The organism is Thioalkalivibrio sp. ALE14, assembly GCF_000376845.1.
Taxonomy (GTDB): Bacteria; Pseudomonadota; Gammaproteobacteria; order Ectothiorhodospirales; family Ectothiorhodospiraceae; genus Thioalkalivibrio.
This window is the reverse complement of sequence record NZ_AQXY01000026.1, coordinates 13,362-26,549: the sequence shown is the minus strand read 5'-3', so window position 1 is coordinate 26,549 and position 13,188 is coordinate 13,362. Positions and strand designations below refer to the sequence as shown.

Below are 13,188 nucleotides of genomic sequence, written 5' to 3'. Positions count from 1 at the left end.
ATGGGAGCAGGAACATGCATCATCCAGTGGCCGTATTGGCCTTGAACCCTGGCGCCATTGCGCCTCCACGATCATTCACTGCATGCGGTACCGGGCGGGCCCCGTCGCGTGCATAGCCCCGGCCGTTTGCGCACCTATCTCGCCCGCTCCGAGGCCGCCCGACGCATCCACTTCCGGCTGCGCTACGAGGTGTACTGCCGCGAGACCGGCTTTGAACCGCCGGAACAGCACCCGGACGGCGTCGAGCGCGATGTCTTCGACGAGCACGCCGAACATTTCCTGGTCGGCCACGAGGGCCGCCCTCCGGAAACGCGTTGGGTGGGCACCATGCGCCTGATCCTGCCGGGACAGCGCCCCCTGCCCACCACCGCAAACTGCCGACTCTTCCCGGAAGTGGCGGACGAAGCCGATGCCGCGGCACTGGAAGTGTCGCGGTTGATCGTACGCGGGGCTTCGTCCGAGATCCTTTATTACCTCTGCCAGGCCGCGCAGGAATACGCGCGACGCCACGCATACTCGCGCATGTTCTTTCTGGTGCGTCCGGCCCTCGCACGGCTGCTGCAGCGTCACGGCCTGCCCATCGAGGTGTGCGGCTCACCCCACCGACATCGCGGCACGCGCATCCCGTGCCTGGCATACACGGATGCGGCGGGAACCGCACTGCTGGCCTGGCGGCAGCGATTGCAGCTTCCGGCACCATCGGACGTTCCCCACTACACTGCATGGGAGGATCCCGGATCGGAACATCCGCCGCACCCGGCGGGCCTTCCCGACCGCGGGGGCCCGCCCTCCGGCGTTCCGGGGCTTGCAGCAGGAGGAAACTAGTCGTGGAAAACGACTCGGTGGTCAGCGCATTCAAACGGTACTTCGAGCTCTCCAAGCGCGTGGGGCAGGACCTGGAGGATATCCAGCACCTTCGCTATCAGGTGTACTGCAAGGAGTTCGGCTTCGAACGCGAGGAAGACTGCCCGGGCCACAAGGAGGTCGACGAATACGACACCCAGGCCTGGCATTGTCTGCTGGAACACAAGCCCAGCGGTATGGCCGCCGGCTGCGTGCGGGTGGTGCATGTCGACACCCATGACCCGATCGGCGAGTTGCCCATGGAACGCCACTGCGCCGACAGCTTCTTCGACAGTGCCTGGCGCCCCGACCGCCTGGACCGCGACAGCATCTGCGAGGTCTCCCGGCTGGCCGTGCACGGCATGTTCCGGCGACGGAATGGCGAGGCCGCCACGCCGATCGGCGACATCGAGGCCCTGAAGCTCTCGCAGGACCAGATTCGCGTATTCCCGATCCTGGCGGTCAGCCTGTTCGTGGCCGCAACCCTGCTTTGCGTGCATTATCGCAAGCAACACGCCTTCGCGATGATGGAGCCGGCCCTTGCCCGGATCCTGCGACACACCGGGCTGGAGTTCACCCAGGTCGGCGAGGTCGTGCACTATCATGGCAAGCGCGCCGCGTTCTACATCGACTCCGGCGAGGCACACGAAAGCATCCGGCGGTCGAGCGCCCTGAGCGAGCTGTGCGGATACGTGGAGTCGACCCTGTTGCGCGGACCGCTTCCGCAACCCGCCGTCATGCCAGCGAAGACGGCCTGGCCACGTGGCGTCGTGATGCCTGCCACGGGCTTGCCGGCCGGCCGGACCCGCATACCGCCACCAACAGCACCTGAAAATGGATACCACGGGTTGATGCGTTGAGTTCGGGCTTCGACTACCAAACCGCCTTCGCCCGCACGGTTGGCTGGGTCACGACCGGTGAGCTGCAGCAGCTACGCGGGGCGCGGGTCGCAATCGCCGGCCTTGGCGGCGTCGGCGGGGCGCACCTGCTCACGCTCGTCCGCCTCGGGATCGGCCGCTTCCGCATTGCCGATCCGGATATCTTCGAACTGCACAACATGAACCGCCAGGTTGGCGCGGCACTCTCGCGCCTGGACCGCCCCAAGGTCGAGGTGCTGGAGGAGATGGCGCGCGACATCAATCCGGAGCTCGAGATCGACGCCTTCCCGCAGGGTGTCCAGCCGGACAACCTGGACACCTTTCTCGCGGGCGTGGATGTGTATGTCGATGGCCTCGATTTCTTCGCCTTCGACATTCGCCGCCAGGTATTCGCGGCCTGCGCGGAGCGCGGCATACCCGCCGTCACGGTCGCGCCGCTCGGAATGGGGGCGGCGCTCCTGAATTTCCGCCCCGGCGGGATGAGCTTCGATGCCTACTTCGACCTGCACGACGACCTCGACGACGAAGAACTGGCCCTCCGCTTCATGATCGGCCTCGCGCCCGCCATGTTGCAGATGGGCTACCTGGCCGACCCGACGGCCGTCGACCTGGCCGCGCGGCGCGGCCCCTCCACCCCCATGGCCTGCGACCTGTGCGCCGGGGTCATGGGGACCGAGGTGCTCAAGCTTCTACTGGGCCGTGGCTCGATCACCTGGGCCCCGCGGGGTGTGCACTTCGACGCCTACCGCCAGCGCCTCGCGCGAACGTGGCGCCCCGGGGGCAACCGCAATCCGCTCCATCGCCTCCTGATCCGCATCGCCCGCAAACGGCTGCATGCCCAGCGCGCCCGGCAGCGGGCCGCGAACCCCGGAGTACAATGACGCCATGATCAGCCGGATCGCCATGTTCGTCGGTACCGTCGCCCTGCTGCTGTCGGGCGGCACGCTGCCCCCCGCGGCCCTGGCCGAGGAATCCACCGCACGCGACCTGGCGCGCGCCGTACACGAGCGCCCGGAAGGCGACGATGCCGTCACCCGGGGGATCATGACGCTCACCGGCGGCGGACGCCGCGAGCGCGTGCGCGAAAGCTACGAGTACCGCCTGGAAGGCGAGGAGCCCGGCGCCAGCCGCAACCTCATCCGCTTCACGTCGCCACGCAACATCGCCGACACGGCCATCCTGATCCACAACCACCCCGGCGGGGATGTCGACCAGTGGCTCTATCTCCCCGCCATCCAGCGCGAACGCCGCATCAGCAGCGAAAACCGCGGCGGCAGCTTTGTGCAGTCCGAGCTCTACTTCGAGGACCTGGAAGACCGCGAGCCGCACAAGGACCACCATCGCATCCTGGGTGAGGACACCTACGAAGGGACCCCCGTCACCGTCCTCGAGAGCATCCCGGTGGACAGCGGCAACTCCGTCTACAGCAAGCGCGTCAGCTGGATCCACGAGGAGACCCGGTTGCCGTTGCGGATCGACCTCTACGAGGGGGGCGACGAGCCAGCGAAACGCCTGGAGGTGCAACGGATCGAGGACATCCAGGGCTACTGGACGGTCACCCGCAGCTCCATGACCCATCTCGCCAGCGGCCGCACCACCATCCTCGAGGTCGAGGACGTGACCTACAACAGCGGTCTCCCGGACGAACTGTTCACCCTCCGCGGCCTGTCGGACCCGAGCCTTGCGCGCCCCCATCGTCCATGACGCCGGCGGCCTTCTGCCCGGGGGCTACCGCGTAGCGGTGCTCGCCGGGCTGCTGGTGCTGGCGCCGCTGCCGCTGGCCACCGCGTCGCCGGCCCCCTACACGGTGCAGCCGGGCGACACCCTCTGGAGCATCGCCCGCGACCTGCGCCCCGACCCGTCCGTCCGCATCCAGGCCATGGCGCAGGCACTGTATGCCCGCAACCCGGATGCCTTTGACGGCGGACCCGAGGGCCTGAAGGCCGGGGCCACGCTCCTGCCGCCCGCGCCGGAGCAGCTTGCGCGCACCGAACCCTCGCCCATCCCGAACGCCGGCAACCACTACACAGTGCGCGCCAGCGACACCCTGTGGAGCGTGGCCGAGCGCCTGCGCCCGGACCCGAGCATCCCCACCCGGGAGATGGTCCAGCGCCTGTTCGAGCACAATCCGCACGCCTTCGACGGCGACGTGCATACCCTGCGCGCCGGCGCGGTGCTGCAGGTCCCGGACATGCCCACGGCTGGGCCTGGGCCCACCGCTGAGCCCGTGGCCGTCGCGGAGGCATCCCCCGCCCCCGCGGGCGACGCCGCGCCCGACACCCCGGCGCCGGAGCGCGACGGCGCCAGGAACGATGCCGAAGACGAAGCGCAACGCACGTTCGTGTTTGGCGAGGAGTCGGCCGAGGATGCGGACGCGGACACCCAGACCGGCGCCGCCGCCTGGGACCTGCGGGTAGAGGACGCCCGCATCGAACTGGGCATGCTGGGCACATCCGGGCGCCCCGTGGACCATGTGCAGCACGGCCGCGGCGTGGTCAGTGCCCGCCGCGACCTGAACGAGGCCTGGGAGCTGCGCCTGGGCGCGCGCGCGGACATCCAGGCCCAGCAGGGCGGCGACTACCCGAGCACCACCCGCGCACGCGCCGACTACGACGAAAACTTCCTGCGCTACCGCGGCGATCGTACGCGCGTCACCGTGGGCACCCAGCGCATCCTGTGGGGACGGGTGGACGAGATCCCGCCCACCGACCGGCTCAGCACCAAGGACCTGACCCGCTTCGGGCTGGACCCCTACGCCGATCGCCGCCGCGCGAACCCAGCCATTCGCGCGGAATTCTTCGAAGGGCCCTGGCACGCCGACCTGGTGTTCCTGCCCATCTTTCGCCCGGCGGAGCTCCCCGACCGTGACAGCCTCTGGCACCCGGTGGACCGCAACCGCGGACGCCTGCTGGGACTGCCGCAGGACCCGGCGCTGGCGCCGGTGATCGAACAGGCCGCGCTCGACGACGACGTCTCCGGCAACGGCGGCGCCGGGGTACGGCTGGGGCGTTCCGGGCGGGGTGCCGACTTCGCCGTCACCGTTCAGCGTGCCCGGCACTCGCAGCCCTACTACCGCTTCGATACCGACACCCGACAGGCCATCCTGACCGGCCAGCCGGCCGACAACCCGACGCTGGAGGCCGTACACCCGCGCACCTGGGTCGTCGGCGGTGACACCGCCTTTGCGGCGGGGGCCTGGACCTGGCGCGCCGAGGCCGCCTGGCTGGGCGATGTACCGGTCACCCGCGCGGACGACCTGCGCCAGACAACGGTGGAAGGCGTCGACTGGGTGATCGGCGCCGAGGGCTTCCCCGGCGACGGGGACTTCCGCATGACGACCCAGCTGGCCGGCCAGCACCTGATCGATGCCGGCGACATGCTGGACGCCCGCGAAAGCTACTTCCTCACCGGAGAACTGGAAAGCCCGTTTGCCGCCTACAACTGGCGGGCTCGCCTGCGCTATTCGTTCGGCCTGAACCGGCGCGACATCTACCTGAACCCGGAGTTGACCTGGATTGCCCGCGAACCCATGGAGTTCTATATCGGCCTGCACTGGCTGGACGGGGCCGAGGGCACAACCGGGGGCTTCTACCGCGATAACCGCATGCTCGTGACCGGCTGGCGGGGGCAGTTCTGATGCGCTGGTTCCTGGGGCACCCCCTCCTGGCCCTGGGCATCCTGGCCCTGCTGATCCTGCTGCCCGGCCCGGTCCTGCTACAGGTCAATCTGGACAACGCACCCGAGTCGTACTTCCCCGAGGACGCCCCGGCCGTCACCTTCGATCGCGAACTGCGCGAGCGCTTCCCCCAGGACCAGGTGCTGGTCGGCCTGTTTACCGGAAGTCACCTGTTCGAGACCGATTTCCTGCAACGCATCGACGCGCTGGTACAGGACATGGAGTCCGACCCGAGCGTCGAACGGGTGCTGTCGGTCACCACCCTGGACCACATCCGGGCGACGACGGACGGCTTTACCGTGGACCGCCTGGTGGACGGTCGCGCGCTGGACGAGCGCACCCCGGAACAATGGCGCGAGCGGGTGCTGCGCGATCGCTTCGCGCCCGGCCTGGTGGCCGGTCCCGGGGGCGAGGCCCTGGCCGTGGTGGTGCGGCCGCACGCGCTGGACAACAGCCTGCAACGCCTGCAGCTGGAACGCCTGCTGCGCGACCGGATCCGGGAACACGAACTGGAAGGCGAGCTGGCCGCCATCGCCGGCCATATTGCCCTGGATGTCGCCCAGCTCCGGGCGATGGTCAAGGACCTCGCCTTCCTGGTTCCGGGCACTATGACCGTGAGCCTCCTGCTCCTGTGGTGGCTGTTCCGGCGCCCGCTGGTGGTCGTGCTGTCCGCGGCCACCATCAGCGCGGTCACCGGGCCCGCGATCGCCCTGCTGATCCTGCTCGACCGGCCGTTCACGCTGATCTCCGCCATCCTGCCGCCACTACTGACCGCGCTCACCGTGGCGATGCTGATGCACTTCTTCAACGCCATGCTGCACGCCGCGCAACGTGGCCACCGGGGGCGCGCGCGAGTGGAAGCGGCGCTTTCCGCCGTGGCCCGGCCCACGTGGTTCATGGCGCTGACCACGGCGGCGGGGCTCGCCTCGCTGCAGGTCAGCAGCATCCGGCCGATCGAGACCTTCGGCCTGATCGGGGCCTTTGGCGTCCTCGTCGCGGCAGCGGTCGTGCTGCTGATCCTGCCGGCGATCATGGTGCGCTGGGACCGTGGCAACTGGCTCGCGCCCCGGCGCGGGCTGCGCCTGCTGGACCGCGTGACGGCGCTGGCGGCACACCTGGCGATCCGCCGGGCCGGCTGGGTCCTGCTGGCCACGGCCATCCTGCTGGCGCTGGCCATCCCGCAGATCCGGCATGTCGAGGTCGAAACCGATCTCTACGCCTTCTTCGACGACGACCACTCGATCACCCAGGCGACCCGTGCGGTGGAGAACGAACTCTCCGGGGTGATGGCACTGGAGGTGGTGTTCGACGGCCCGGAGTGGGACAGCCTCCAGGACCCGGAACGCCTGCAGGCCATCCAGCGGGTGCAGCACTGGCTGGACCAGCGCCCCGAAGTCGACTACAGCCTGTCCCTGCCGGATCTCGTCGCCGAGATGCACTGGGCCTTCAACGAGGAAGACCCGGCATACCGGCGGATCCCGGACGACCCCAACCTGGTCGCCCAGTACCTGTTCATCTACGACGGCCGCGATCTGTTCGATGCCGTCGACCGGGACTTCGAACGCAGCCGCATCCTGCTCAATCTGAACGCCCACGGCGCCCGCGCCATCAACGTGCTGATGAACGACCTGCGCGCCCATCTGGACGCCAATCCACCGGCCGACCTCGAGTGGGACATGGCCGGCATGGCCCGACTGTTCGCGGACCAGGAGCGCCTGCTGATCGAGGGGCAACTCCACAGCCTGTATGCCGTGGCCGCGATGATCACGCTGCTGATGCTGCTGATGTGGCGCTCGATCCCCCTGACCCTCCTCAGCATGATCCCCAACCTGGCACCGGTGGCGATGATCTTCGCCCTGATGGGCCTGCTGGGGATCTGGCTGGACATGGCCACGGCCATGATTGCCAGTGTCGCCATCGGGATCGCCGTGGACGACACCATCCACATCCTGCACAACTATCGCCAGCGCCGCGGGCGTGGCAGCCCGGTCGCCTGGGCCCTCGCCCGCAGCTTCCGCCGCAGCGGGCGCGCGATCACCGCCACCACCATCGTGCTGGTGGGCCAGTTCCTGCTGCTGGCCCTGTCCGACTTCCAGCCCACGGCCGCCTTTGGCTGGTTGACCGCCTTCGGGCTGATCGCGGCGCTACTGTTCGACCTGCTGGTACTACCGGCCCTGCTGGTCGTCGGGCACCGGCTCGCGCGGGCCCGCACGGCCTGACCGAGCCCCGGCCGCGCCTCTGGCGACCGGGCTGTCGAGATGCTTTACAAGCCAAGTAATCCGCACAACCCTATGTTTTTGCACATTCTTTACCGGTTTCTCCGGTTTCGGGCGTCCTGACGGCCTCATCCAGCCGGCCCGCTCGTCGACACCCTTTACAGTTCCCCGGCCACAAGACCCTCCTGCGATCACGCGGCCCATGGCCCAGCACATGACCCCCACTTTCCTCCTTTATTTTCAATGTCTTGAGAGGCCTCCACCCCGAGCCGGGAAATTGGCACGGAGCCTGCTTTGTATTCAACCGAAAGCAACAGACACGGCCACCAGGCCAGACCCCGGCGATGGTTGAATCGCTGTAAATTGAGCATCAGGAGAGCCCCATGAACGCGAAAAAAGTACTTCTCGCTTCGCTCTTTGTCGGCATGTTCGCCGCCGGCGCGAGCACGGCGACAGCGGCAGAGATCATCGACTTCGACATCAACCTCGACGCCACCGCGGACTACAGCGGTTCGGTCGAAAACGTCCGCCGCATCCAGTTCGACCTGAACACCCAGACCTTCCAGTACGTTCAGAACCCCGGCAACCCGGTTCAGGTCGGCGATGTCTTCTATGACCGTGGCTACGGCGATGCCTCGTCCTACCGCACCTCGGGTGGTGGGTCAGCACCCCAGTCCGGGCCCGACTTCATTGGCGCCACATATTCCATGGGGCTCCTCTGGGATGAACTGCGCGGGGTGGTCACCGGGACCGATACTGTCGGCGGCAACTACGTGGTCAACGCCAACTACACCTCGGTGGGCACCGACAACTTCCAGCTCTTCATGTCCGACTCGACGAGTCCCGGTTTCGGTCAGGACTATGAAGCGGCGCAGGCCCACTACAGTGCCGGCGAACAGGTGATGGAGCTGGCCCTGAAGTCCGGGAACAGCATCCTGGAGTTTGAAAGCGCGGGCGGCGCCTTCATCGAAGGGGCCTTCACCTTCGAATTTCAGGTCGTGAACGTCCTGCCGGGCTTCTGGTTCACCTCTGACGGCATCGACTTCGCCGATCTGCTCGAGGACGAGGAAGGCGCCCCGACGTTCATCGTCTCGGCCTTCGCCAGCGCCGGCACGATCCAAACACCGCCCCCCGAGACCTTCTTCGGCGAAGACGCCAACAACGTCTACGGCGACGAGCGCGAAGGGCAAACCCTCTTCAGCGAAACTCAGTCCACCCACGACGGCAGCCTGCGCTTCGCGGTGCCGGAGCCGGGTACCCTGGCGCTGATGGGCCTGTCCCTGCTGATCCTGGCGGGCTTCATCGGGGTCGGTGGCATGCGCCGCCGCTCCGGCAACGCCTCCCGCCAGGCAGCCTGACCGATAACAAAACGACAACCTTGGCGGCCCTCCCCCCTGGGGGCCAACGAGTTAAGGGCTCCCTCCGTGGAGCCCTTTTTTGTGCCCGCCCTCCGGCTCATACCGCAGACCAAAACCCTGGATGCCTCCCCCCAAGGCTCCCCCCGGTCATCCCGGCCGGTGCGCAGCGAAGAGCCGCGATCTCCCAACGCTGCCACCGACGCCGCGCCAGCCCCGGAGATCCCGGATAGCCACAACGCGGTTTCCAGGATGACGACAGGGGGTGCGCGGTGGAAGCATCCTTGTGGGAGCCTGCTTGCAGGCGAAGCCCCTGCCAGAGCCGGACGCGGGCAGGAGCATTCGCCTGCAAGCAGGCTCCTACAGGGGTCGGATCAGGACATCCGGATTCCCGGCCTCATACTCACACACACCGTCATCCCGGCCGCAGCGCAGCGGAGAGTCGGGGTCTCCCGACTCTGCCACCACCGCCGCACAAGCCCCGAATATCCCGGAGAACCGCTGCGCGGTTTCCAGGATGACGACAGGGGGGGTGCGCGGTGGACACATCCTTGTAGGAGCCTGCTTGCAGGCGAAGCCCCTGCCAGAGCCGGACGCGGGCCGGAGCATTCGCCTGCAAGCAGGCTCCTACAGAGGTCGGATCAGGACATCCGGATTCCCGACCACATAACCGCCACACAGTCCGTCATCCCGGCCGTAGCGAAACGGAGAGCCGGGATCTCCCGATGCTGCCACCGACGCCGCGCCAGCCCCGGAGATCCCGGATAACCACAACGCGGTTTCCAGGATGACGACAAGGGGGGGTGCGCGGTGGAAACAGCCTTGTGGGAGCCTGCTCGCAGGCGAAGCCCCTGCCAGGGCCGGACGCGGGCAGGAGCATTCGCCTGCAAGCAGGCTCCCACAGGGGTCGGATCAGGACATCCGGATTCCCGGCCACATACTCACACACACCGTCATCCCGGCCGTAGCGAAACGGAGAGCCGGGATCTCCCGACGCTGCCACCGGCGTCGGGCCAGCCCCCGGGTGATCCCGGATAACCGCTGCGCGGTCTCCGGGATGACGACAGAGGGGGTGCGCGGTGGAAGCATTCTTGTAGGAGCCTGCTTGCAGGCGAAGCCCCTGCCAGAGCCGGACGTGGGCAGGAGCATTCGCCTGCGAGCAGGCTCCCACAGGGGTCGGATCAGGACATCCGGATTCCCGGCCGCATACTCACACACACCGTCATCCCGGCCGTAGCGAAGCGGAGAGCCGGGGTCTCCCGACGCTGCCACCGACGCCGCGCAAGCCCCCGGGCGTGCGGGCGTGCAGGGCCGGTATACAAAAGAGGGGCTGCCACAGGCAGCCCCTCGGAGCACGGCCTCTTCGGGCCTACAGGCGCTCGAGCAATGCCTCGGCGTCGGCCCGTTGCGGGAAGGCGTCGTGCGCGTCCAGCAGTTGCCGCAGGCGGTCGGCGGCGGCGTCGCGTGCGCCCTGTTCGCTTTCCGCCCAGGCCAGGTGGTACTGGATGCCGGGATCGTCCGGTGCCAGCTCGCCGGCACGCTCCAGGATGTCCACGGCCTCCGCCGGCTCGCCCGCATGGATCAGCACCACCGCGAGGGTATCCAGTACCGGCGGGGCCTCCGGAGCCAGCTCCGCGGCCCGGCGGGCGTGCCCCAGCGCCTCTTCGGTTTCACTCTCGCGCAGCGACCATGCGAGGTTGTTGAGCGCGATCACGTCGTCCGCATCCTGCTCGACGATCCGGCGGTACGAAGCCACCGCCCCGGACGGGTCGCCCGTTGCCATTTGCTGCGCCGCATAGATGTGCCGGGTGGCCAGGTCCTGCGGGTTCTGGTCCAGCCAGTCGGCCAGCGTGGCCTGTCCGGCCTCGACATCGCCTGAATCCCGCTGAGCGCGGGCCAGTTCATGCACCCAGTCCCGACGCTGGGCGTCCGGATCCGCCAGGGCGGCCCGGTAGTGCGCCACGGCGGATCCGGGATCCTCCCGCTGCAGGGCCGCCCGGCCCAGCAGGGCCTGGACCTCGCTGCGATCCTCGTACCGTTCCTCCAGCCGCTGCAGATGGGGCCGGGCATCCTCCGGGCGGTCCTGGTTGAGCAGACCCCGGGCCAGCAGCACGCGGGCCCGATAATGGTCCGGCTGCTGGTCCAGGAGCTCGCGAAGCGTGGCCTCGGTCGCGCCCTCGTCGCCCGCCTGCGCATGCGCGCGGGCCAGGGCCAGGCGCAGGTTCACGTTGTCCGGCGCCTGTTCGACGGCCTCTGCGAGGCTCGCGACTGCGGCACCGGGACGATTAAGCGTCTGCTGGACATCCGCCAGCGCATACAGCAGGTCCGGATTGCGCGGGTGGTGTTCGCGCGCTGCCTGGAGCGTCTCCAGCGCCTGCTCCGGCTGACCACCCTGGAGCTGGATCTGGGCCAGCGCAAGATGCGGAGGCAGCATTTCCGGCTGCGCGTCGATCGCCACCCGAAACCAGCGAGCCGCTCCCTGCTGATCGCCGTCCTGCAGGCTCAGGCTGGCCAGGCGCTGCGCGGACCGGGCATGCCCGGGGTGGCGTTCCTGGATCCCTTCCAGGACCTCGCGTGCCGCCCCGCGATTGCCCACCTGAAGCTCCAGTCCGGCGAGGTTCATCGCCACGGAGACGTCATCCGGATCCAGCGCGACACCCTCGCGGAAGGCCGCGCGGGCCTCGTCGATTCGCCCCAGGCCCATCAGGGCGGCACCCTGCAGACTCAGCGGGCCCGCCGCTTCGGGCTGCGACTCCTGCAGCCGCTGCGCGCGTTCCAGCGCCTCGTCATAGCGCCCCTGCTGCAACAAGTACAACACCATGGTGGTATCCACCTGCTGGACGCCGGCCTCGCCCCCTCCCGCGGCACGCAGGGTATCCAGACCCTCTTCAGTCTCGCCGCCCCGGAGCAGTGCGACCGCCAGGAGTTCCTGCAGACCCTGCGATCCCGGGCTCGAGGCCGCGGCGTCACGCAAGGCCTCGATCCCGGCATCGGAATCGCCAGCGACCAGCAACAGTCGCCCGCGCAGTTCAGCCATGTCGGCCGGATCGCCGGTGTATTCGCGGCTGACCCGCTCCACGAACTGCAGGGCATCCTCCACGCGATCCTGTTCCAGGTAGATCGCCGTCAGCGTCCGGATGCCCTGCAGCGATCCCGGGCTCTCCTGAACATGACGGTTGAGGTTGTGCTCGGCCTGCTCCAGGTTGCCCAGGCTGCGATGCGCCAGCCCGAGGCCCAGCAGCGCCGGACTGTAGGCACGATTGGCCGCCACGGCCTGCTCGAAACTCGCCCGCGCCTCGCCATAACGCTCCTGCTCCATCAGGAGCATGCCATCCAGATAATGCACGCCCGGATGGGACGAGCCGCCTTGCTTCAGGCCGTCAACATCCGCCCGTGCGCCCTCGTAATCCCCCTGGTTCAGGCGCACCATCGCTCGCGCCATGTGGTCGCGTCCGGAAGCCGGACGCACCTCGATGGCCCGGCTGAAGGCCTCTTCTGCACCATCCGCGTCACCGGTGATGCGGCGATACTCGCCCAGAAGGCTCCACGCCTGTCCCAGTCCGGGTTCCAGATCGATGGCCTTTTCCAGGGATTCGATCGCCTCGTCGGCAGCCCCCTCCGCCATCGACAGATGGGCATGTGCCAGGGCCTGCAGAGGCGCCTGTTCGCCCGCCTCGATCTGTGCCAGCTCGCCTTCCGCCGCGGCGCGATCCCCCACGGCCGCGAAGGCAACCGCCCGCAACGCATGCAGCCGCGGCCGCTCTTCGACGGGCAGACCTTCCGGCACCTCCTGCTCGCGGATACGGGCAAACCGATCGAGGGCGAACCAGGCCTCGGCCAGTGGCAGCGCCACCTCGGCCTCCGGGATCCCGAGCGATTGCGCCCGCTCCAGCTGGCGGCGGGCCTCCTCGGGGTTTTCCAGTTCCAGGTACACCTTCCCGAGGCTGCGCCGAGTGGCGGGGGCATCGGTGTTCAGCTGCAGGGCATTGCGGTATTCGATACGCGCGCCACGGTAGTCACCCTGCTCCTGCAGGGCCTGGGCACGTTCGAGATAGTCCTGTTCGCTGGCCGAGCCGATCTGGTCGCAACCCGCCAGGCCCACGCCCGTGGCCAGCACCACCGCCAGCGCCAGCGGCTTCAACCGTCCATTCGGCATGCGGCTGTGACGGGGCCGGGAGAACCCGGGGCCTTGTGTCGTGTATCGAGTAGTCACCATGATG

At 68.5% G+C, this 13,188-nt stretch carries 8 protein-coding genes; 7 read left to right on the top strand and 1 reads right to left on the bottom strand.

Features of this window, described 5'->3' with window-relative positions; genetic code table 11:
- Window positions 1–108 precede the first annotated feature (108 nt).
- The 7 genes from F572_RS0106055 to F572_RS0106025 all read left to right on the top strand — a co-directional run bounded on the left by F572_RS0106055 (window position 109) and on the right by F572_RS0106025 (window position 8,971).
- A complete protein-coding gene (locus F572_RS0106055; RefSeq protein ID WP_026143019.1) occupies window positions 109–825 on the top strand; it encodes an acyl-homoserine-lactone synthase in 717 nt (238 codons plus the stop codon).
- Between the two features lie 2 nt (window positions 826–827).
- Window positions 828–1,703 (top strand): PEP-CTERM/exosortase system-associated acyltransferase, encoded by an 876-nt coding sequence (locus tag F572_RS0106050; RefSeq protein WP_017941940.1) that lies wholly within the window; start codon window positions 828–830, stop codon window positions 1,701–1,703.
- Entirely contained in the window at window positions 1,700–2,602 is a 903-nt protein-coding gene (locus F572_RS0106045; protein ID WP_017941939.1) for a ThiF family adenylyltransferase, read from the top strand. Before F572_RS0106050 ends, F572_RS0106045 begins: the two co-directional genes overlap by 4 nt.
- 4 nt (window positions 2,603–2,606) lie before the next feature.
- Complete coding sequence (locus F572_RS0106040) at window positions 2,607–3,425, top strand: outer membrane lipoprotein-sorting protein (RefSeq protein ID WP_017941938.1); 819 nt, start codon at window positions 2,607–2,609, stop codon at window positions 3,423–3,425.
- 37 nt (window positions 3,426–3,462) lie between these two features.
- Complete coding sequence (locus F572_RS0106035; protein WP_026143018.1) at window positions 3,463–5,358, top strand: LysM peptidoglycan-binding domain-containing protein; 1,896 nt, start codon at window positions 3,463–3,465, stop codon at window positions 5,356–5,358.
- Complete coding sequence (locus tag F572_RS0106030; protein ID WP_017941936.1) at window positions 5,358–7,616, top strand: RND family transporter; 2,259 nt, start codon at window positions 5,358–5,360, stop codon at window positions 7,614–7,616. The genes F572_RS0106035 and F572_RS0106030 overlap by 1 nt, the downstream gene beginning before the upstream one ends.
- A gap of 380 nt (window positions 7,617–7,996) precedes the next feature.
- The gene (locus F572_RS0106025) at window positions 7,997–8,971 is read left to right on the top strand and encodes a PEP-CTERM sorting domain-containing protein (protein ID WP_017941935.1); all 975 of its coding nucleotides are present in this window, start codon (window positions 7,997–7,999) and stop codon (window positions 8,969–8,971) included.
- A 1,366-nt stretch (window positions 8,972–10,337) separates the two neighbouring features.
- Here F572_RS0106025 and prsT read toward each other — a convergent pair.
- On the bottom strand, window positions 10,338–13,184 hold the full coding sequence (gene prsT, locus F572_RS0106020; protein WP_231410892.1) for an XrtA/PEP-CTERM system TPR-repeat protein PrsT: 2,847 nt from the start codon (window positions 13,182–13,184) through the stop codon (window positions 10,338–10,340).
- Window positions 13,185–13,188 lie beyond the last annotated feature (4 nt).